The following is a 21,220-nucleotide window of genomic DNA, read 5'->3' as shown; positions in this document are numbered from 1 at the left end:
TACGAGGGCCTGGGGCCGGCGCCCCGAGAGCACGCACCTGACGCCGCGCGGCCGCCCTCCGGGCGACGACGCGAATTGTCAGACAGGCCCTAGCCCGCCGGCGCCCCGGCCCCGGCCGGTCCCGGGGCCCGGGGTGATTGTCAGTGGGTGCCCCTACGGTGAGGAGCAGTCGAGGACCTGCCGGAACGGTCGCGGGTCCGCCTGGGGAGGGGTGTGCCATGTCCACGGCGTCCGCGGTGTCGACGACGTACCTGGAGCTGTCGCAGGAGGGCGACGGCGCCCACAAGTTCTACGAGGTCACCGTCGACGGACAGGTGGTGACGGTGCGGTACGGCAGGATCGGCGCGGCCGGACAGACGCAGACGACGACGTTCCCGACCGCGGAGAAGGCCCGGGCCGCCGCCGCGCGGAAGGTGGGGGAGAAGGTCCGCAAGGGGTACGCCCCGGCGGTCCGGGGACAGCGCGCGCCCCGCGCGGTGACGCGCCGCCAGGTCAGCTCCGCGCCGTCCACCGCCCGTGCCGTGGCCCCGGTGCTGTGGCGGTTCCGCACCGGCTCGGCCGCGTTCGGCATCCATGTCGACGACGACCGCTGCTGGGTGGGCAACCAGGCGGGTGACGTCTACACGCTGGACCACCAGGGCGCCGTCCTGGCCCGGTTCAGCCTGCCCGACGGGGTCAAGTGCCTGGTCGCGGACGACTTCTGGATCTACGCGGGCTGCGACGACGGCAAGGTCTACGACCTGTCCTCCAAGCTCCCCTTCGCTGCCTACGACATCGCCGCCGACGTCGACATCTTCTGGCTGGACATCCACGAGGGCGTCCTGGACGTCTCCGACCGGGACGGCCGGCTCACCGTCATCGACCACGAGGACGAACACCAGTGGTCCCGGCGCAGCCTGGGCGAGCACGCCTGGATGGTCCGCGCCGACGACCGGGCGGTCTACCACGGCCACCACCGGGGCGTCACCGCCTACGCCCCGGACGGCGGCGGAGAGCTGTGGCACACGCCCACGAAGGGCGGCGTGCTCTTCGGCTGGCAGGAACAAGACGCGGTGTACGCGGGCACCGCGCACCGCGTGGTGCAGCGGCTGTCGAAGGACACCGGCGCCATCGAGGCGACGTACGCGTGCGACAGCGCGGTGTACTCGTGCGCCACCTCGCCCGGTGGCCGGTTCGTGTTCGCCGGGGACGCGGCGTCGTCCGTCTACTGCTTCGACCGGGACGGCACACGCCTGTGGAAGCTCGGCACGGGCAGCGGCTCGGCGCTGTCGATGCAGTACCGCGACGAACGGCTGTACCTGGTCACCACCGACGGTTCGCTGGTGTGCGTCGACGCGAGCGAGGCGGCCGTCTCGGCGGCCCAGCGGGGCACGGTGCCGGTGGTGCGGGACGTCAAGCTCGCCGCCGCCACGCCGACGTACGCCCCGGCCACGGCGGTTGCCGAGGTGGCCACGGTTGCCCAGGCACCCGCGGGCGCGGTGGTGGTCGAGTGCGTCCAGGAAAGCGGCCGACTGCGCGTCCACGTGGTCTCCGGCGGCTACGACTCCTCCTGGAAGGTCCAGTTCCCGCGCGCGATACGCGAACCCGGCGCACGGTACGTGGTGGACGCCCTGCACCCGGCGGCGGGCGGCTTCTACCGCGTCCGTGGCGACATCCGCCGCCTGCTGTGACGCCGGGTCACGGGGCCGCGCCGAACGGGGGACGGGGCACCGGGTGCTCGTCGGCTGTGCGGGATCAGCGCGGGCGCCGACCGCTGGGCCGACGCCTCGTACACCGGGTCCTTCGTCAGGGGTGCGCCGGCGCCGCGCTGTCCAGGACGTCCCGGGCGGTGGGCAGCGCCTGGACGCGGTCCTCCGGGACCACGCCGATGCGGGTGCGGCGGTCCAGGAGGTCGGACTCGTCCAGGGCGCCCTCGTGCCGCACCGCCCACAGCAGTTCGGCGCGGGTGACGGGATGGCCCGGGAGCACCGGCTCGGTCAGGGCGGGGTCCTGGGCGGCGAGGGCGTGGAGCGCCACGGCCTCGGTGCCGTAGCGGCGGACCAGGCGGCGCGGTGCGGGCAGCGTGTGCAGGCGTTCGGGTGCGGCGGCGCCGATCAGGGGCAGCGCGGCCGTGGGGGAGGGGGCGGCGCGCAGGCCGCGGGCGGCGGCCGCCGCGTCCACGGCGTCCTGCGCCATCCGCCGGTAGGTGGTGAGCTTGCCGCCGACGACCGTGGTGACGCCGTCGGGCGAGGTGAGCACCGCGTGCCGCCGCGAGATGTCGGACGTACGGGGCGCCCCCTCGGGGCCGTCGTGGGCGGAGGTGTCCAGCAGCGGGCGCAGTCCGGCGAAGGCGCCGACGACCTCGTCCCGGGACACGGGGGTGTCGAGGGCCGAGCCGAGCACGTCCAGGAGGAAGCCGATGTCGGTCTCGGGGACCTCCGGCACGTCCGGGACGGCGCCGTCGACCGGTTCGTCGGTGAGGCCGACGTAGACCCGGCCGTCCCCCTGGGGCAGGACCAGCACGAAGCGGTTGGTCTCCCCGGGGACCGGGATGTGCAGTCCGGCGGGCAGGGCGCCGAGCCGTTCGGAGCGCAGGACGAGGTGGGTGCCGCGGGAGGGCCGTATCCGGATGCCGTCGGTGAGGGCGCCCGCCCACACCCCGGTGGCGTTGATCACGGCGCGGGCCCTGATCTCGCCCTCCTCCCCGGTGAGTTCGTCGCGGATCCGGGCGCCCGCCCCGGTCAGCTCCAGCGCGCGCACCCGGGTCAGCACCCGGGCGCCGTGCGCGGCGGCCGTGCGGGCCAGGGCGGTCACCAGCCGGGCGTCGTCGGTCACCTTGCCGTCCCAGGACAGCAGCCCGCCGCGCAGCCCGGCCGCGCGGACCGAGGGGGCGAGGTGCCGGGCCTCCGTCGCCGAGAGCCGGCGGGGCACGGGCAGCACCCGGCGCGGGGTCCGGGCGGCCAGCCGCAGCACGTCCCCGGCCCTGAGGCCGGCCCACGCCAGCGAGGCCTGGGCCCGGGACACCAGCGGGGTCAGCGGCAGCACGAACGGCTGGGCCGCCACCAGGTGCGGGGCCGTACGGGTCATCAGCACCCCGCGCTCGACCGCGCTCTCGTGGGCCACGTCGAACTGCGCGGAGGCCAGATAGCGCAGCCCGCCGTGGATGAGCTTGGAACTCCAGCGGGAGGTGCCGAAGGCCAGGTCGTGGGCGTCCACCGCGACGACGTCCAGTCCGCGGGCCGCCGCGTCCAGCGCGGCCCCGGCGCCCGTGGCGCCCAGCCCGACGACCAGGACGTCGGCGGTCCGGCCGTCCGCGGCCTCGGCCAGTTCCCGGCCGCGCCGGTGTGCGCTCAGGGACGAGCCGGGCGCGGCCTCGGTGTGGGTCATGGCGTCAGGGTCCTCTCCAGGAGGGTGCGCAGCTCGGCGAGGAGCGCGGCGGAGTCCAGCTCCGGATCGTCCTCCTCGGCCATGGTGCGCAGGGACAGGGCGAAGGACTGCACGGTCAACAGCAGGACGCGCGCCTGCCGTTCGGTGTGGCCGGGCCGTACGGACCCGTCCGCGTGGCCCTCGCGCAGCGCGTCGGCCAGCAGCGCCAGCAGCGCCTCCTGGCTCGCGCCGCGCCGGTCGAGCACGTAGGGCAGGAGCAGTTCCGGATCGACGTCGACGATCTTGCGGAAGAGGGGGTGCGCGCGGAACGCCCCGACCCCGGCCACCAGTCCGTCCACGATCCGGGCGCGCGTGGCCGTGCCGGGCGCGGGCTCCGGTATGGCCCGGGTGGCCACGTCGATCCACTCCCGGGTCATCAGATCGCCCACCAGGCTCCGCAGGTCCGGCCAGCGCCGGTACAGCGTCATCCGGGAGACGCCGGCGCGGCGGGCGACGTCGGCGAGCGTGGTGCGCCGTACGCCGACGGCCAGCACGCAGTCGCGTACCGCGTCGAGCACGTGATCGTTGTCCGAGCCGCTGCCCGAACCGTTGTGACGAATGGGCGTCATGTGTCACAGTGTAACGCCCTGGGGGCCGGGCGGAGGCGGCCGGTCCCCCCAGACGGCCGCCCGGCCGCGCGGACGAGCACCCCGACCGGACCCCGGCCGGCACACCCACCTGTGAGGACGACCGTTCAATGGACATGCTGTGGAACGGCTGGGGCGACCCGGCCAAGGCGGCTCCGCTGCCCGACTCGGTGACCGGGCTGCTGCGCGACCTGCTCGGCGTCAAGCCGCGCGGCACGCCCGCGCTCGCCCTGGAGGACATCCGCCTGCCCGCCCCCACCGCGGGTCCCGGCGCCCTCACGGCGCTCGCCGCGGCCGTCGGCGGCGAGGAGCACGTCCGCACGGACACGGAGGCCCGCGTCCGGCACACCCGCGGCAAGTCCACGCCGGACCTGCTGCGCATCCGCGCGGGCGACGTCGCCGACGTCCCGCAGGCCGTCGTCCTGCCCGCCGGCCACGACCAGGTGCTCGCGGTGCTGCGCGCCTGCGCCGCGCACGGCCTGGCCGTCGTGCCCTTCGGCGGCGGCACCTCGGTGGTCGGCGGACTCGCCCCGCAGCGCAGCGCGTTCGTCGCCCTGGACCTGCGCCGCATGAACGGCCTGCTCGACCTGGACCCCGTCTCCCGCACCGCCGTCCTCCAGCCCGGCCTGCGCGCCCCCGAGGCCGAGGCCCTGCTCGCCGGGCACGGCTTCACCCTCGGCCACTTCCCGCAGTCCTTCGAATGGGCCACCATCGGCGGCTTCGCGGCGGCCCGCTCCAGCGGACAGGCGTCCGCCGGGTACGGCCGCTTCGACGAGATGGTCCTCGGCCTCACCCTCGCCACCCCCGAGGGGACCATCGAGACCGGCCGTGCCCCCCGCTCCGCCGCCGGACCGGACCTGCGCCAGCTGATCCTCGGTTCCGAGGGCGCCTTCGGCGTCATCACCTCCGTCACCGTACGGATCCGCCCCCTGCCCGAGACGCGGCTGTACGAGGGCTGGCGGTTCGGCTCCTTCGAGGAGGGCGCCACCGCACTGCGCCGGCTCGCCCAGGACGGCCCCCGGCCGACCGTGCTGCGCCTGTCCGACGAGACCGAGACACTCGTCGGCCTGGCCCAGCCGGACGCCATCGGCGCCGACCCGGCGCAGGGCGGCGCGGGGTGCCTGGCGATCACCGGATACGAGGGGACGGCCGAGGACACCGCACACCGCCGCGAACGGGCGGCGGCCGTCCTGGCGGACTGCGGGGGCACCCCGGCCGGCACCGGACCCGGCGAACGCTGGGCGCACGGCCGCTACTCCGCGCCCTATCTGCGCGACGCCCTGCTCGACACCGGCGCGTTCGCCGAGACGCTGGAGACCGCGGCCTTCTGGTCCCGCGTCCCCGGCCTCTACTCCGCCGTCCGCACGGCGCTCACCGACACCCTCACCCGGGCCGGCACCCCGCCCCTGGTGATGTGTCACATCTCGCACGTGTACGAGAACGGCGCCTCGCTGTACTTCACCGTCGTCAGCGCCCAGGGCGAGGACCCGGTGGCCCACTGGACGCCCGCCAAGCACGCGGCCAGTGAAGCCGTGCTCGCCGCCGGGGGCACCATCTCCCACCACCACGGGGTCGGCACCGACCACCGCGACTGGTACGTCCGCGAGGCCGGCCCGCTCGGCGTCTCGGCCCTGCGCGCCGTCAAGCGCCGCCTGGACCCCGAGGGACTCCTCAACCCCGGCGTGCTGCTGCCCACCGACTGACCCCGCCCGATCCGACCGCCTGCCCCGAAAGGCCCACCGATGCGCCAGTTCACCGCCGTCGTCAACCCCACCGCGGGCGGCCCCACCGGGGCGGCGACCCTGCTCCGGCTGGCCCGGCTGCTCCGCGAGGGCGGGGCCGGACTGGAGACGGAGTACAGCCACAGCCTCGCCCACGCCCAGGACATCGCCCGCGCGGCCGGTGCGCGCGGCCGCGTCGTCCTGGCCGTGGGCGGCGACGGCATGGCGGGCGGCATCGGCGGCGCGCTCAGCGGTACCGGAACCGTCCTGGGCCTCGTACCGGCCGGACGCGGCAACGACTTCGCCCGCGCGCTCGGCCTGCCCGCCGACCCGGCCGCGCTCGCCGGCATCCTGCTGCACGCCGAGCCCCGGCCCGTCGACACGATCGAGGTGGAGTCGGCCGTGCACCCGCGCACGGTGGTCCTGGGCAGCGTCTACGCCGGCGTGGACGCGCTGGCCAACCGGCACGCCAACAACGCCCGGCTGCTGCGCGGCGCCGCCTCCTACTACGCGGGCGGCCTGCGCGCCGTCACCACCTGGCGGGCGGCCGACTACCGCGTCACCGTCGACGGGGCGGAACACACCCACCGCGGCTACACCGTCGTCGCGGCCAACTCCCCTTACTACGGCTCCGGTCGGCTCATCGCGCCCGGCGCGCGCGTCGACGACGGGCTGCTGGACCTCGTGCTGATCCGCGAGGCCCCGCGCCGGCTGTTCTTCGCCCTGATGAACGAGCTGAAGACCGGCGCCCACGTCCGCCGCCCCGAAGTGAGCGTCCTGCGCGGCCGTGAACTGCGCGTCGAGGCGGGCCGGTCCGTCCCCTACGGCGCCGACGGCGAGGTGGAGGCCACCCTGCCGGTCACGCTGCGGGTACGCCCCGGGGACCTGCCGGTGCTGTACTGACGCCCACGGCACCGATGCCCAGGGCGCATCACCCGCGCGTGCCTGGGTAGGCAAGGAGTGCCTGGGGAGGGGAGCCATATGTCGCTGGAGCAGGCCGAGGGTGTGGTGCGGGCGGTCGTCGTGTACGACGGGCGGCTGCTGCTGGTGCCGGATACGGATGGCTGGGCGCTGCCCTCGGGCACCCCGGAACCGGCCGAGAGCGCCCAGGCCACGGCGGCCCGGGTCGTCTACGAGCTGACCGGCTACCTGGTCGACGGCACCGAGCCGCTGGAGCCGCGGGACACGGCGGGGGAGACGGCCGTGGTCTGCCAGCTGCTGAGCGAGTCACCGTCGGACGGGGGCCGCTTCGCACCGGAGCAGGTGCGCTGGGCACCGATGGAGGAGACCGCCGGCACGCCGCTGCCGGCGAGCGTGCGCACGTACCTGCGGGGGCACACCCCGGTGTGAACACCCGCGGTCGGCAGGGGAGCCGGGGGCCGTGGCACGGAGTGTGCCGCCGGCCCCGCGCGCGTACGGCGGGCCGGATTCCACGGCGGTCGCTTCCGGTTGCGGGGCCGTCCCCACGGGGGTTCAGTGAGTAGGGGCCGTCCGGGGGCCTCGATCCCGCTGCTGCATCCCTGCCGTTCCAGGAGCTGTCATGTCGATGTCGTTCGGTGCGCCGTTCGGTTCCCCGGATGCGTTCAATGAGCTGTTGAATCGATTCTTCGGGATGTCGCCCACGTCATCGCCCCCCGCCGTGCAGCGCGTGCCCATCGGACGGCTGCTGACGGAATCGTCCCGGCACCTGCTGAACCTGGCCGCGCAGCGGGCCGCCGACGACGGCACCCCCGACCTGGACACCGAACACCTCCTCTGGGCGGCCACCCAGGTCGACCCCTCACGCCGACTCCTCGCCCAGCTGGGCGTGGACCCCGACACGGTCGCCGCCGAACTGGCCAAGGTCCTCCCGCGCGAGTCCGCCGAACCCTCCGCACAGCCGGGCCTCACCCCGGCGGCCAAACGCACCCTCGGCGCCGCCTACGCCCGGTCCCAGGCGGCCGGCGTCTCCTACATCGGCCCCGAGCACATCCTCGGCGCCCTGCTCGGCGACAGCGACACGGGCGCGGCCCGGATGCTGCGCGCCGAGGGCCTGGACACCGAGCGCGTCGCGGGCCTGACCGAACAGCCGGCGGCGCGCGCCGAAGGGGCCCCCGCCGAACGCAGGACGCCGGCCACGACCTTGGACGAGTACGGCCGCGACCTCACGGAGGAGGCCAGGGCCGGCAAGCTCGACCCGGTGGTCGGCCGGGCCGAGGAGATCGAGCAGACCGTCGAGATCCTCTCCCGGCGCTCCAAGAACAACCCGGTGCTCATCGGCGAACCCGGAGTCGGCAAGACCGCCATCGTGGAGGGCCTCGCCCAGCGCATCGTGGCGGGCGAGGTCCCCGACGTCCTGAAGGGCAAGCGCGTCGTCTCCCTGGACCTGTCGGGCATGGTGGCGGGCGCGCAGTACCGAGGACAGTTCGAGGAACGGCTCAAGAAGGTCATCGAGGACGTCCAGGCGGCGAGCGGCGACATCATCCTCTTCATCGACGAACTGCACACGGTCGTCGGCGCCGGCGCCACCGGCGAGGGCTCGATGGACGCGGGCAACATGCTCAAACCCGCGCTCGCGCGCGGTGAACTCCACGTCGTGGGCGCGACGACCATCGACGAGTACCGCAAGTACGTCGAGAAGGACGCCGCCCTGGAACGCCGGTTCCAGCCCGTCATGGTGCCCGAGCCCACGGTCGAGGAGACGGTGCAGATCCTCGAAGGGCTCCGCGACGCCTACGAGGCGCACCACCAGGTCCGCTTCGACGACGAGGCCCTGGCGGCCGCCGCCGAACTGTCCGACCGGTACATCAGCGACCGCTTCCTGCCGGACAAGGCCATCGACGTGATGGACCAGGCCGGGGCCAGGGTGCGGCTGCGCGGCGCCGGACGCTCCACGGAGATCGTCAGCCGCGAGGACCGTATCGCCAGGCTGCGCCGTGAACTCGAACAGGCCGTCTCCGCCGAGGACTTCGAGAAGGCGTCGGAGCTGAAGCGGGAGATCGCCGAGGCGGAGGCGGAGCTCGCCGGCATCGAGGAGCGCCGCGAGGGCGTCGTCTCCGTCACGGCCTCCGACATCGCCGACGTCGTCTCCCGCCGCACCGGCATCCCGGTCTCCCAGCTCACCGCCAGCGAGAAGGAGAAGCTGCTCCGGCTCGAAGAGGAGATGCACGCGCGGATCGTCGGCCAGGACGAGGCGGTCACCGCCGTCTCGCAGGCCGTGCGCCGCAACCGCGCCGGCATGGGCGACCCCCGCCGTCCCGTCGGCTCCTTCCTCTTCCTCGGCCCGACCGGTGTCGGCAAGACCGAACTCGCCAAGACGCTCGCCGCCCTGCTATTCGGCGAGGAGGACCGGATGATCCGGTTCGACATGAGCGAGTTCCAGGAGAAGCACACCGTCGCCCGGCTGGTCGGCGCCCCTCCCGGATACGTCGGCTACGAGGAAGCGGGCCAGCTCACCGAGAAGGTCCGCCGCCGGCCCTACAGCGTGGTGCTCTTCGACGAGGTGGAGAAGGCCCACCCCGACGTCTTCAACACGCTGTTGCAGATCCTGGACGACGGACGGCTGACCGACGCGCAGGGCCGCACCGTCGACTTCCGGCACTGCGTCGTCATCATGACGTCCAACATCGGAGCGCGCCGCATCCTGGACCACAAGGGCGACGTCTCCGGACTCAAGGACGAGTTGATGGAGGATCTGCGCACGCGGTTCCTGCCGGAGTTCCTCAACCGGATCGACGACATCATCGTCTTCCACGCCCTGACCGAGGACGACCTCGGGCAGATCGTGGACCACCTGCTGGACCAGAGCAGGCGCAAGGTGCACGCGCAGGGCCTGGACCTGGAGGTCACGGAACCGGCCAAGAAGCTCCTCATCGCCCACGGCCACCAGCCGGAGTTCGGGGCGCGCCCGCTGCGCCGCACGATCCAGGCGGAACTCGACAACCGCATCGCCAGCCTGCTGCTCGGCGGCGAGGCCGATCCCGGCGACACGATCGTGGCCGAGGTCCGCGGCGACTCGCTGCACTGCACGGTACGCAGGGGCGACTCCGGCGGACCGCCGTCCCGGGAAGGCTGAGAGGAGGAGTCCTCTGCGCCGCCCCTCAGCCTCCCAGCGCGTCGCGCACGCTGGGGTAGCAGGCGAGGAGCGGGGTGAGGCCGACGATCTCCAGGGTGCGCAGGACAGGCCGCCGCAGGCCCGCCAGACGCAGCCAGCCCCCCGGGGCGTGGGCCTGATGGGCGGCTATGAGGACGTTGATGCCGCTGGAGTCCATGAACGGCACACCGCTGAGGTCCGCGACGGTGCGCGCGTCGTCGGGGTCCGCGGGGGCGAGGGCCCGGCGCAGGGCGCCGGAGGTGTGGTGGTCGACCTCACCAGTCACCGTGACGACGGTGACACCATCCACGTCGGTCCGCGTGACCGACAGCGGCTCCGGCCCCGCCTGCTCGTTCGTGCCTGCCGTGTCTGCCACGCGTCCCTCGTCCACGCTCACCCGATCCTTGCCCAGAGCTTCCCTTCTCGTCAGGCTGCCCAGGATCGCCCGGAGGATGCGGGCCGGCCCCGCGCACACCAGGTGACCGCCGGGGCGCGCGAGGACCGCGGCAACTGCGCGGCGTGCTGCCGGAAGGACGGGGGCCGGTGGCGGACCTAGGCTGAGATGGCGAGGAGTTCCACGGAGGACGGCCGAGCCCTGAGCCTTTCCCGATGTGACGGCCAGTTCCTGGACCGCTTCGTCACCGACCTCGCGTCCACCGAGGCCGCCGGCAGTATCGCGCTGGGGCACCGGCTCGGCCTGTAGCGGGCACTCGCCGAGGGCCCGGCGACACCCGAGGGGTTCGCCGCGCGCACGCGGTGCCATCCGCGTTACCTCACCGAGTGGCTGCGCGGCCGGGCCGCCGGCGGATACGCCGCGTACGATCCGGCGACCGGCCGGTTCTCGCCGGCCGAGGAACAGGCGTTCTGCCTGGCCGACCCGGACGCTCCCGACGTCGCCGCCGCCTTCCGCTTCGCGTCCGCCTTCCTATGCGTGCCCAACGCCCTGTCCCTGCGGGGCGGTTACGCCCTGGGCGCGCAGGCCGGCGAGTCGGCGGTCCGCGAGATGGCCACCGACGCGGGCTTCACCCGGTTCCGCCGCGCCGCGCAGACCCCGTTCAACGCGGTCTACGAGATCCGCCCGTAGACCGCGCGGCGGCGAAGGCCCGGCAGGCCCCGTCCCCGGCCGCGAGGGAAGGCGGGGACTTCGAGGGGCCGCTCGCGGAGGTGCCTGCGGCGTCCGCCGGGGTTCTCGCGTCGCTCGCCGAGCGGTGCTCGTGGCGTCCGTCGAGGTGCTTGCAGCGTTCGCCGGGGTGCTCGTGGCGTCCGCCGGGGTTCTCGCGTTGCTCGCCGAGCGGTGCTCGTGGCGTCCGTCGAGGTGCCTGCGGCGTTCGCCGGGGTGCTCGTGGCGTCCGCCGAGCGGTGCTCGCGGCGCCCGTCGAGGAGCCCGCCGCGTCCGCCGAGGCGTCCGCCGCGTTCGGCCCGCTCGCCGCCCCGGCCCGGCTGTGTCCGATGCGGGCCCGGTCGCACGGCGGGAGCGATGTCCCGCGCGTCACGCCGGCCGTGTGGGTGGCGCCCTGCCCGCCGTCCGCCGGTGCCTGGCGCAGCCGAAGCCCGACGGACCGGTCCGCTCCCGCCGCGACGGCCGGCGGCGGATCCGCCGCATCGTGGGCGGGCCGACCGCGCGCTGGTGGATTCACGCCGGACGCTTACCAAGGGCACGTACACTCCGCCTGCCGCTCCGGACGCGGACGGCCTCGCGATGAGATGCCTCGCCTGTGCATCGGCTGTGGATCCGCGCTGTTCCGGCAACGTGTTTGCTAGATTGCGCAATCACGCAACCGAAGTGCCGCAGGCCCGACCGTTCAGGGAAGTGGGAGATGAGCGACCCGTGGGACGGGCCGGCCGGCCAGGGCACGCGCAGCCGTGGCGCGCGGGTGCCCCCGCAGCGCGGGGCGGAGCCGGGCGGCGCGCGCCCCCCGGGCGGCCGTGCCGCGGCCCGCGCGGCCTCGCGGGCGCGCGGCGGCAAGGGGTCCCGCCGGGCCCGGCCGGTGCGGCGCGGCAGGCGGGTGCTGAAGATCCTCGGGATCGGCCTGTCCGTCCTGATCGTGGTCACCGCAGGCGCGGGCTGGTGGTTCTACGAGCACCTGAACGGCAACATCCACAGCGTCTCCCTGGACGGCAAGGGCGGCACGGAGAAGGCCGACGCCTTCGGCCGCACCCCCATCAACATCCTGGTCATGGGCTCCGATGGCCGGACCAGCGCGACGGACTGCAAGCTCGGCGGCGGCTGCTCGAAGACCGGCGTGCAGACCGGCAGCAACGCCGACGTGGAGATGGTGCTGCACATATCCGCCGACCGCTCGAACGCCACCGTCATGAGCATCCCCCGCGACACCATGACCAAGGTTCCGGCCTGCCGGGACAGTGAGTCGGGGCAGTCCACGAACGGCTACTACGGCCAGATCAACAGCGCGCTGCAGTACGGGCCCGCCTGCCAGGTGGCCACCGTCCACCAGCTCACCGGCATACCCATCGACCACTTCGTCAAGCTCGACTTCTCCGGCGTCGTGAAGATGTCCGACGCGGTCGGCGGCGTCTCCGTGTGCGTCAGCGGCGACGTCTACGACACCTACTCCCACCTGAAGCTGTCCAAGGGCACCCACACCCTCAAGGGCGTCGCGGCCCTGGAGTTCGTCCGCTCCCGGCACGGCTTCGGCGACGGCAGCGACCTCGGCCGTACGGTCTCGCAGCACATCTTCCTCAGCGCGATGATCCGCAAGTTCAAGAGCGCGGGCACGCTCACCGACCCCACCGCGGTCTACCACCTCGCCGACGCCGCCACCAAGGCGCTGACCGTGGACGACGGCCTCGGCACGGTCAAGAAACTGATCTCGCTCGCCGACGACGTGAACAAGGTGCCCACCAAGCGGATCACCTTCACCACCATGCAGACGGCCCCCGATCCGGGCGACAGCGACCGGGTGGTGGTGGGCCCGGGCGCGAAGAGCCTGTTCGCCACCATCGCCAACGACCAGGCCCTGACCACCGGCTCCGGCAAGAAGTCCGCGGCGGCCTCGGCCACCGCCAAGGCGAAGGCCGGCGCCTCCGCCGTGCCCGCGGCCGGTATCGCGGTGACGGTCGAGAACGGCACCGGCATCACCGGCCGCGCCTCCGTCCTCGCGACCGCCCTCACCGGCCAGGGCTTCAGCCCCGCCACGACGACGGCCAACGCCCCCAGCCCCGCCGGCAGCACCACCCTCACCTACGGCACCGGCGAGAAGGCCGCGGCCCAGACGGTCGCCAAGGCGCTCGGCCTGCCCGCGTCCCACCTGGTGCAGGGCACCGGCAGCGGCCTGACCCTGGTGATCGGCGGCGACTGGCCGAGCGGTACCAGCTACCCGGGCGGCTCGTCCTCGCCCCCGCCCGCCGACACCAAGGCCGCCGTCGGAGGCGCCCACGCCTCCACCGCCGACCAGGCCAAGACCTGTGCCAAGGTGAGCCCCTACCGGACGGTCACGTACGGCGGCGTCTCCATGACGCCGTCCCAGGCCTACGCCGCGGCGCGGAACAAGCCCGACTCCGACGCCTGAGCGGTCGCGGGGACCGGCCGTGCGAGCGCCGGGTCAGAGCTTGCGCCAGCGCGCGTTGCACCAGGAGAAGAGGCCGAACGCGGCCAGGCCGAGCGCGACCAGGGCGAGCAGCCAGGGTCCGGCCGGCAGGTCGCGGAACGCGCGCAGGGTGTCGTCCATGCCCTTGGCCTTCCCCGGCTCGTGCTGGACGGCCGCGACGAGCGCGAACACACCGGCCGCCGCGAAGACCACGCCACGGGCCGTGCCGCCTGTCACCCCGAGGCCCTCCACCACCGGCCGGACCCGGGCCGGCATGGCTTCGGTCCGCAGCTTGTCGCGGAACTTGCGCTGCACGGCCCGTACCGAGATCCACCCGCCGGCGATCACCACGGCGGTCCCCGCCAGCCCGAGGAGCCACTGGCCGCCGGGCCACTCCAGCACCCGTGCGGTGACGTCGTCGGTGTGCCGGTCGGAGGAACCGCTGCCGCTGCCCCGCTCCCCGGCCGCGTAGGAGAGCACCGAGTAGGACACGAAGCAGTAGAAGACGCAGCGGAACAGGGCCGCCGCCCGCCGGGACAGCTTGGACCCGTCGGGGCCGTAGCCGCCGAACGCCGCCTCGGACAACCGCCACAGCGCCATCCCGGCGAGGGCGACGCCCACGATCCACAGCATCACCGACCCGAACGGCTTTCCGGCCAGCTCGCCGAGGGCACCGCCGCGGTCGGCCTGGTGCCCGCCGCCGTCACCGCCGAAGGCGATCTGCACCGCGATGACGCCCACGAGCACATAGATCAGTCCACGCGCGGCGAAGCCCGCCCGGGCCGCCGCCTCCACGGCGGAGCTGTCCGCCACCCGCCGCGCCCCGGACCGACCCCGCAGTGTCCATGTGTGTGCATCCATACAGCGCCGGATGCCCCCGCGCACGGGTCCGACACCTGCCCCGCCGCGGGCCCGTCCCGCTGGGAGCCGGACGGCCCGTTGGGCACCGGGGCGGGCGGTTCCCGTACCTCCCCGTGGAGAACGGTGCTCGAAGCGGCGGAGCAGCCCGCCGCCCCGCCGGCCGCCTGAACGCCCGGCCAGGGTGGGACCGGCGCGCCACCGGTCCCACCGGGGCACCGGGCCGCGGACGCGGACCGACGCAGACCGACGCGGACAGGCGCGGACCGACGCGGACAGGCACGGACGGCGGACTCCGATCAGCGCGCCTCCGCGTCCGCCCCCACGCCCCGCGGCCCGCGTCCGCCGACCAGCAGCACCGCGCAGGCGCCGGCCGTCAGCAGTCCGCCGGCGAGGAAGGTCCCCCGCGCACCGGCGAGCGGCAGGAGCAGACCTCCGAGCGCGGCGCCCGCCGCGATACCGGCGTTGTACGCGCCGGAGTTCGCCGCGAGGGCGAGGTCCGTGCGGCCCGGCGCCCAGTGCAGCATCGCGTTCTGCGCGGTCATGAACACCGGTCCGAGCGCACCGCCCATCAGCACCAGGCACAGCACCGCCACGACCTGACGGCCGCCCGCCGCGGACAGGCCGAGCATGCCGAGCGCCTGGGTGGCCACGGCCGTGGGCAGCGCGGCGTGCGGGAAGCGGTCCAGCAGCGCCGCGGTGACGCTCACCCCGGCCAGACAGGCGGTGCCGAAGACCGCGAGCAGCACGCCGGCCGTGCCGGGGGCGAACCCGCTCACGTCGTCCAGGAACGCCACCAGGTAGGTGTAGCCCGCGAACGCCCCGGTGGCGGAGAGGAATCCCGCCGCCAGCACGGTGGTGAACCGGCGGACGTCGGGGCTGCCGCCGTAGGCGGCGGGCTCGTCCTCCGGACGCGACGTCGGCAGCAGGACGGCGATGGTCACGAGGCACACCAGTCCCGGAACCGCCAGGCAGGCGACCGGTACCGGCCAGCCGCGCTGCCGGCCCAGCCAGGTCCCCGCGGGGACACCGAGGACCAGGGCGAGCGAACCGGCGACGGACAGCGCCCCGACCACACGCCCGCGCACCTCCGGCGCGAACAGGCCCGCCGCGACCGGTCCCGTCACCGCCCAGAACAGCGCCTGCGCGAGGGCGGTCAGCAGCCGGGCCCCGAGGAGCGGCCAGTACGAGCCGGCCAGGGCCCCGACCAGGCTGGACACGACCAGCGCGGCCAGCACTCCCGTGAGCACATGACGCCGGGGCACCGCCCGCAGGGCGTGGGCGAGCGGCAGGGAGGCGACGGCCACCGTCACGCCGTAGCCGGTGATCAGCAGCCCTACCGCCGGCAGGGACACCCCGAGGCTGCCGGACATGAGGTCCAGGAGGCCGATGGGCAGGTTCTCCGCGGTGTTGAAGGTGAAGGCGGCCAGCATGAGGGCCGCGAGCACCGCCGGGCCGCGCCGTGCGGCCGGTCGTGCGCGGTCCGCACGGTCTCGTCCCGGCCCGGTCCACCGCGCCGGCTCGATGACACCGCCCATGCGCTCAGCTCACCGGCCGCACCGGTCCCGCCGCAACCGAATTCCGGCTCGTCGCCACGGCCGGAGCGTCCTGTGTCAGGCGCATGTGCCAACTCCCCGGCAACCGCCTTCGCCCGCCCTTCCGTTCAGATGGCGTGCGGTAGGGTACGAGCTGTTTGGTTTAATTTTCAGCTTGGGGGAGGGTCCATGGCTCAGCAGGAGCGAGCTGTCCGGACCCGACGTGCTGTTCTGGAAGCGGCCGCCGCCGTCTTCGCGGAGCGCGGATACGCGGCCGCCACCATCGCCGAGATCCTGAACCGGGCCGGTGTCACCAAGGGCGCCCTGTACTTCCACTTCGACTCCAAGGCGGCCCTCGCCCGGGGCGTGCTGCAGGAGCAGTTGCGGACCGAGTACCACCTGCCCCGCGAACTGAAGTTGCAGGAGTGGGTGGACGCGGGCATGACCCTCGCCAAGCGGCTGCCGCAGGAGCCCGTACTGCTCGCCGGTGTCCGGCTCTCGGCCGACCTCCAGGGCCACGACGTCCTCGGCAGCGCATGGCCCGCCTGGGCCCGGATGACCTCGTGCGCCCTGGCGGAGGCGAAGGAACGCGGCGAGGTGCTGCCGCACGTGAACCCGGAGGAGACCGCCCAGGTCTTCCTCGGCGCCTGGATCGGCGTGCAGTTCGTCTCCCAGGCCGTGGCCGGCTGGGCGGACCTGGACGACCGTATGTCGGCGCTGTACGGGCACCTCCTCCCCGCCATCGCGGCCCCGGCCGTCCTCGTCCGGCTGGACACCGCTCCGGACCGGGGCGCCCGCGTGATCGCCGAGGTGCAGCGGAACTCGGCGGCCCTCGCCGGCGCCTCCGCCTGACGCCGGCCACCGCGCCCGGCCCCGTCGGCGGCTGTCCCGGAGGTGTCGCGGGAGGCGCACGCACCGGCATGGACAAAACCGCCGGGACGGTTTGTCGCGGGCCTCGCCTGAGCCCCGTGTTCGAGGACCCGGCATCCGGTCACGCCCGTCCGGCCGCGGGGACCAGACCGGGGGCGAACCGGAACGAGACCGCCTCCATCAGCGGCCTGCGCTTGGTGTTGTGGAAGGCGGCGATCCGCCACCCGCCGTCCGCCTCCCGCACCAGCGTGTACGTCTGCACCTTGCCGAGCCGGCGGGGCCGCCTGCCCTTGTAGGTGTCGCCGCGCCCGCTGACGACGGCCGTGTCCGGGCCGGGGAAGCGGACGCCGACGACCTCGTCCGCGAGCCGGGTGTCCTTGAGGAAGGTCGCGAACAGCACGCGGTGGCTCTCGGTGATGTCCCGGCGCCCCTGGTAGAGCGTGCCGACATAGGTGGCGTAGGTGGCGTCCTCGGTGAACAGGCGGCCGTAGGCGTCGGCGTCGTGGTCGTTCCAGGCGGCGACCAGCGCGTCCAGGACGGCGGTGACGGCTGCGGTGTCGTGCGGTGCGGGCATGACGGAGGTCCCCCCTCGTGGGTAGACTGGCGCGGTATCTTACTGGGAACAGTATCTGCACACGTGCAGAGATATGGGAAGGGGGTCACCGTGCCGAATGCCGGGAGCGGCGGGGACGACGAACACGTGATCTTCCGTCAGTACCTGGACGCCGTGGGCCTCCAAGGCCTGGCCAGCGCCGAGGCCGCGGGCCTGCATAGCTCGGAGTGGTACGCGCTCAGCCTGCTCGGCCGGGAGGGCAGCCTGACCTCGGGCGAACTCGCCACCCGCACCGGGCTGACCACCGGGGCCACCACCCGGCTGATCGACCGCCTGGAGCGCGCCGGATACGCGCGCCGGACGCCCGACCCCACCGACCGCCGGCGCGTGCACGTCGAAGCCGTCCCGGACGCGCTCGACCGCGTGGAGCAGGTCGTGGGCCCGGCCCGCCGCCGCCTCGCCGAGGTCCTGGCCCACTACACACCCGGGCAACGCGCCCTGATCTTCGACTACTTCGCCCGCGCGGCCCCCGCCTTCCGCGCCGCGACCGAGGAGATCCGGGCGGCGGCCCCGCCCAGGCGGGCCAGGAAGTCCGGCTGACCCCGGCGCGCCGGACGGCCGGGGCACGCCGCGCTCACGCCGGGCGCTCCCGGGCGTGACATCATCACCGTCGTCCGTACGACCGCTCCCCACCGGAAGGGCACGGGCCGCGATGACCGACTGGGAGTGGGACGAGACCCTCTTCGCGGGCGCCGCCCCCTACTACCAGCGGGGCCGGCTGCCCTACGCCCCCGGACTGGTGCCGCGGCTCGCCGAGGTGCTCGCGGCCGACGGCACCGGACGCCTCCTCGACGTGGGCTGCGGACCGGGCACCGTCACCCTCCCGCTGGCCCCGCTGTTCCGCGAGGCGGTCGGCGTCGACCCGGACCCCGGCATGATCACCGAGGCCGCCCGCGGGGCCGCCACCGCGGGACTGGCCGCCAAAACCCGCTGGCTGCGGCTGCGCGCCGAGCATCTCCCAGCCGGTCTCGGTACGTTCGACGTGGCGGTCTTCGCCCAGTCCTTCCACTGGACCGAGCGCGAGCGGGTGGCCGGGACCGTCCACGGCATGCTCCGGCCCGGCGGAGCACTGGTGCACCTGGCCGACCTGAAGACCGAGCGCCGTACGGCCGCGGGCCTGCCCCACCCGGACGTGCCCTACGCCGGCATCGCCGCCCTGGTCCGGCGGTATCTCGGCCCCGTCCGCCGCGCCGGCCGGAGCCTGCTGCCGCGGGGCACGCCGGGAGGTGAGGCGGCGGTGTTCTCCGGCGCCGGATTCGCGGGCCCCGAGCGGCATGTCGTACCCGGCGGACAGGCGCTGGTGCGCACCACGGACGACGTCGTCGCCTGGACGTTCTCGATGTCCTTCGCCGCCCCGCACCTGTTCGGCCCGGACCGCGCGGTCTTCGAGGCGGACCTGCGCCGCCTGCTCGGCAGCGCTTCCCCGGCGGGCCGGTTCGCCGAACGGGTCCCGAGCACCGAGGTGTTCGTATGGCACCGGCCGCCACGCCTATATCGATGAGAGGATGCATGTCCACGGTCACTAGGATGTGAGGCCAAGACAACCATGCGACCGGCCGTTCGTTGAGGGCCGGTCGGGGTCGCCGATGCCAGGGACCGCTCCCCGGGCTGCGGTGATCTTCCTGCCCAGGAGGACCCTCCGCATGTTCCGACGAATAGGCAACGCCGTCGTCCGTCATCCCATTTGGACGATCGTGGCGTGGCTGATCGCCGCGGTGGCCATCGTGGCCACCGCCCCGAGCCTGCCCTCGAACAGTGACGAGAGCAGCTTTCTGCCCAAGAGTTACGAGTCGATCCAGGCGGCGCAACTACAGGAGAAGGCGTTCCCCAGCGCCTTCACGCCGTCGGCGATCGTGCTCTACCAGCGCACCGACGGCGGCAAGCTCACCGCCGCCGACGTGCGCGACGTCGCCCGGATCACTTCCGAGCTGGGCGAGAAGCACATCGACCAGGTACAGAAGGTCGTCCCCGGCCGGCCGTCCAAGGACGGCAGGTATGACCTGACCCTCGTCCAGATGGACAGCAAGACCGCCGGTCAGCCCGAACAGGCGGACGCGGCCAAGGAGTTGCGTGACGAGGCCAAGAAACTGGCCAAGGGCACGGACCTGGAGGCCAAGCTCGGCGGTTCCGCCGCGCAGGCGCTCGACCAGCAGGACTCCTCCAAGCGGGGCGAGGCGCTGATCGGCATCGGCACCTTCGGGATCATCCTGATCACCCTGCTCATCATCTTCCGGGCACCGATCCTCGCCGTGCTTCCCCTGCTGCTGATCGGCCTGGTGTCCGCCGTCGCCAACGGACTGATCGCCTACGCCACCAAGCTGTTCGGGCTGGAGGCCAACAGCTCGATCTCCTCCATCCTGATCGTGGTGCTCTTCGGCGTTGGCACCGACTACTTCCTGTTCCTGATATTCCGTTACCGGGAGAGTCTGCGGGCCGGCGACGAGCCCAAGGAGGCCATGGTCAACGCGGTCGGCCGGGTCGGCGAGGCCATCGCCTCGGCGGCCGGCGCGGTCATCATCGCGTTCCTCGCCCTGGTGCTGTCCACGCTGGGCTTCCTCAAGCAGATGGGCCCGGCGCTCGCCATCGCGGTCGGCGCCACGCTGGTCGCGGGCCTGACCCTGATCCCGGCCGTGGTCTCGCTCATCGGACCGAAGGTCTTCTGGCCCTCCAAGTCCTGGAAGACGGAACCCCAGAACGCCCGCTTCGCCGCCCTCGGCCGGGGCGTCCAGCGCCGCCCGGCGCTGACCGCCGTCGTCTCGGGCCTCGTCCTGCTCGTCCTGTCGCTCGGCACCCTCGGCTACAAGGCCACCTTCGACCTGGCGTCGGGCTCCATGCCCAAGACCAAGGAGTCCATGGTCGTCCAGGACGAGATGCAGAAGGCGTACTCGGCGGGCGCCGCGGCGCCGACCGACGTCTACCTGTCCAGCACCGACGGCAAGCCGCTCGACAAGTCCGCCTTCGACGCGTACGCCGCGAAGCTCGGGGCCGTGGACGGCGTCGCGAGCGCCCGCCTGGCCCAGGTGAACAAGGCGGGCACCACCGCGGACTTCACCGTCACCCTCAAATACGAGGCGTCGACGGACAAGGCGATCGCCGCGGTGGGCAGGGTCCGTGACGTCGCGCACTCCTCGGCGCCGGGGGGCACCAAGGCGCTCGTCGGCGGCATGTCCTCGATCTACAAGGACATCAACGCGGCGGTCAACCACGACTACCGGACGGTCTTCCCCGTCGCCGCCGCCCTGATCATGGTCATCCTGGGCCTGCTGCTGCGCAGCGTGGTCGCGCCCTGGTACCTGATGGCCTCCGTGGGCCTCGGCTTCGGTGCCACCCTCGGTGCCACCGTGTGGATCTTCCAGGACGCCCAGGGCCACTCGGGCCTGATGTTCATGTTGCCGGTGATCATGTACCTCTTCGTGGTCGCGATCGGCACCGACTACAACATCCTCATGATCGCCCGCTTGCGCGAGGAGGCGCGTGCGGGCCGGGAGCCGCGCGAGGCCGCCGGCATGGCGCTCCGGCACGCCGGGCCGACCGTGGCCGCGGCGGGCTTCATCCTGGCGGCGACCTTCGCCACGATGATGCTGGCCGGCAACGCGCTGCTCTCGGAGATGGGCTTCGCGGTCTCCTTCGGCATCGCGGTGGCCGCGTTCGTCATGGCGATGTTCTTCACCCCGAGCCTCACGGCCCTGATCGGCCACGCGGCCTGGTGGCCGGGCCACGCCGACCGGGCGGTGGTGCCGGCCGCCGGCACCGGCGCCGGGACGACCGGCTCCGGACCGGTCCGGGGCGAGGAGGACCGGGATCCGGCCGGGCGCCGAGGTTAGGGTCTTTCGTTCGGATCAGGCCGGATCAGGGCGCGGTGCCAGGGCCCGCGAGCCCGGCATGATCCAGACGAGAGGCCGTAGCGACAGCCGCTGGGACCGGTGAGTTCCGTCGCGCGTACGGGCGGGTGGATGACACCGGCCGGTTCCGCCGGGCGTCGCGACGGGCGGCGGCCGGTCTGAACGACGA

Annotated in this window: 18 protein-coding genes; 12 read left to right on the top strand and 6 right to left on the bottom strand. The window is 73.9% G+C overall.

The genetic code is table 11. From position 1 onward, the window contains the following. The first annotated feature begins 218 nt into the window (after window positions 1-218). Window positions 219-1,670, top strand: a complete 1,452-nt coding sequence (locus AB0947_RS28825) for a WGR domain-containing protein (RefSeq protein ID WP_366753243.1) — start codon at window positions 219-221, stop codon at window positions 1,668-1,670. 115 nt (window positions 1,671-1,785) lie between these two features. Here the strand turns inward: AB0947_RS28825 and AB0947_RS28820 are convergent, their stop codons facing one another. After that, window positions 1,786-3,366, bottom strand: a complete 1,581-nt coding sequence (locus AB0947_RS28820; RefSeq protein ID WP_366753242.1) for a glycerol-3-phosphate dehydrogenase/oxidase — start codon at window positions 3,364-3,366, stop codon at window positions 1,786-1,788. Continuing rightward, window positions 3,363-3,974, bottom strand: a complete 612-nt coding sequence (locus AB0947_RS28815; protein WP_366753241.1) for a TetR/AcrR family transcriptional regulator — start codon at window positions 3,972-3,974, stop codon at window positions 3,363-3,365. The genes AB0947_RS28820 and AB0947_RS28815 overlap by 4 nt, the downstream gene beginning before the upstream one ends. 128 nt (window positions 3,975-4,102) lie before the next feature. On the opposite strand from AB0947_RS28815, the gene AB0947_RS28810 reads away from it, so the two are divergent. From AB0947_RS28810 to AB0947_RS28795, 4 genes are all read left to right on the top strand, one after another. Then, the gene (locus tag AB0947_RS28810) at window positions 4,103-5,695 is read left to right on the top strand and encodes an FAD-binding oxidoreductase (protein ID WP_366753240.1); all 1,593 of its coding nucleotides are present in this window, start codon (window positions 4,103-4,105) and stop codon (window positions 5,693-5,695) included. 39 nt (window positions 5,696-5,734) lie between these two features. Next, on the top strand, window positions 5,735-6,616 hold the full coding sequence (locus AB0947_RS28805) for a diacylglycerol kinase family protein (protein WP_366753239.1): 882 nt from the start codon (window positions 5,735-5,737) through the stop codon (window positions 6,614-6,616). A 78-nt stretch (window positions 6,617-6,694) separates the two neighbouring features. After that, window positions 6,695-7,063 (top strand): NUDIX domain-containing protein, encoded by a 369-nt coding sequence (locus AB0947_RS28800; protein WP_366753238.1) that lies wholly within the window; start codon window positions 6,695-6,697, stop codon window positions 7,061-7,063. Between the two features lie 190 nt (window positions 7,064-7,253). Continuing rightward, the gene (locus AB0947_RS28795) at window positions 7,254-9,767 is read left to right on the top strand and encodes an ATP-dependent Clp protease ATP-binding subunit (protein ID WP_366753237.1); all 2,514 of its coding nucleotides are present in this window, start codon (window positions 7,254-7,256) and stop codon (window positions 9,765-9,767) included. A gap of 25 nt (window positions 9,768-9,792) precedes the next feature. Here AB0947_RS28795 and AB0947_RS28790 read toward each other — a convergent pair whose 3' ends face one another. Then, window positions 9,793-10,197 (bottom strand): STAS domain-containing protein, encoded by a 405-nt coding sequence (locus tag AB0947_RS28790; protein WP_366753258.1) that lies wholly within the window; start codon window positions 10,195-10,197, stop codon window positions 9,793-9,795. A gap of 150 nt (window positions 10,198-10,347) precedes the next feature. Between AB0947_RS28790 and AB0947_RS28785 the strand changes: the two genes are divergently transcribed. From AB0947_RS28785 to AB0947_RS28775, 3 genes are all read left to right on the top strand, one after another. Further along, window positions 10,348-10,488, top strand: a complete 141-nt coding sequence (locus AB0947_RS28785; protein WP_366753236.1) for a hypothetical protein — start codon at window positions 10,348-10,350, stop codon at window positions 10,486-10,488. 228 nt (window positions 10,489-10,716) lie between these two features. Next, window positions 10,717-10,869, top strand: a complete 153-nt coding sequence (locus AB0947_RS28780; protein WP_366753235.1) for a hypothetical protein — start codon at window positions 10,717-10,719, stop codon at window positions 10,867-10,869. A 733-nt stretch (window positions 10,870-11,602) separates the two neighbouring features. Next, complete coding sequence (locus AB0947_RS28775; protein ID WP_366753234.1) at window positions 11,603-13,315, top strand: LCP family protein; 1,713 nt, start codon at window positions 11,603-11,605, stop codon at window positions 13,313-13,315. Window positions 13,316-13,348: 33 nt separating this feature from the next. Here the strand turns inward: AB0947_RS28775 and AB0947_RS28770 are convergent, their stop codons facing one another. Then, a complete protein-coding gene (locus AB0947_RS28770; protein ID WP_366753232.1) occupies window positions 13,349-14,194 on the bottom strand; it encodes a DUF1206 domain-containing protein in 846 nt (281 codons plus the stop codon). Window positions 14,195-14,490: 296 nt separating this feature from the next. Then, window positions 14,491-15,624: an MFS transporter gene (locus AB0947_RS28765; protein WP_366753257.1), complete on the bottom strand. Its 1,134-nt coding sequence runs from the start codon at window positions 15,622-15,624 to the stop codon at window positions 14,491-14,493. A gap of 291 nt (window positions 15,625-15,915) precedes the next feature. Here AB0947_RS28765 and AB0947_RS28760 point away from each other — a divergent pair, with 291 nt between their 5' ends. After that, window positions 15,916-16,578 (top strand): ScbR family autoregulator-binding transcription factor, encoded by a 663-nt coding sequence (locus tag AB0947_RS28760; RefSeq protein WP_366753231.1) that lies wholly within the window; start codon window positions 15,916-15,918, stop codon window positions 16,576-16,578. 139 nt (window positions 16,579-16,717) lie between these two features. On the opposite strand, the gene AB0947_RS28755 is transcribed toward AB0947_RS28760, so the two are convergent. After that, the gene (locus tag AB0947_RS28755) at window positions 16,718-17,170 is read right to left on the bottom strand and encodes an SgcJ/EcaC family oxidoreductase (protein WP_366753230.1); all 453 of its coding nucleotides are present in this window, start codon (window positions 17,168-17,170) and stop codon (window positions 16,718-16,720) included. A 90-nt stretch (window positions 17,171-17,260) separates the two neighbouring features. Between AB0947_RS28755 and AB0947_RS28750 the strand changes: the two genes are divergently transcribed. The 3 genes from AB0947_RS28750 to AB0947_RS28740 all read left to right on the top strand — a co-directional run bounded on the left by AB0947_RS28750 (window position 17,261) and on the right by AB0947_RS28740 (window position 21,033). Continuing rightward, window positions 17,261-17,749: a MarR family transcriptional regulator gene (locus tag AB0947_RS28750; RefSeq protein WP_366753229.1), complete on the top strand. Its 489-nt coding sequence runs from the start codon at window positions 17,261-17,263 to the stop codon at window positions 17,747-17,749. A 112-nt stretch (window positions 17,750-17,861) separates the two neighbouring features. Then, a complete protein-coding gene (locus tag AB0947_RS28745) occupies window positions 17,862-18,710 on the top strand; it encodes a class I SAM-dependent methyltransferase (RefSeq protein WP_366753228.1) in 849 nt (282 codons plus the stop codon). A 142-nt stretch (window positions 18,711-18,852) separates the two neighbouring features. Beyond that, window positions 18,853-21,033 carry an MMPL family transporter gene (locus AB0947_RS28740; RefSeq protein WP_366753227.1) on the top strand — a complete coding sequence of 727 codons (2,181 nt, stop codon included), beginning with the start codon at window positions 18,853-18,855 and terminating at the stop codon, window positions 21,031-21,033. Window positions 21,034-21,220: the final 187 nt, after the last annotated feature.

Source organism: Streptomyces sp. NPDC047841 (assembly GCF_040704085.1).
GTDB lineage: Bacteria > Actinomycetota > Actinomycetes > Streptomycetales > Streptomycetaceae > Streptomyces > Streptomyces argyrophylli.
Note: the sequence above shows the minus strand (reverse complement) of the source record. Positions and strands in the feature narration are given on the sequence as shown.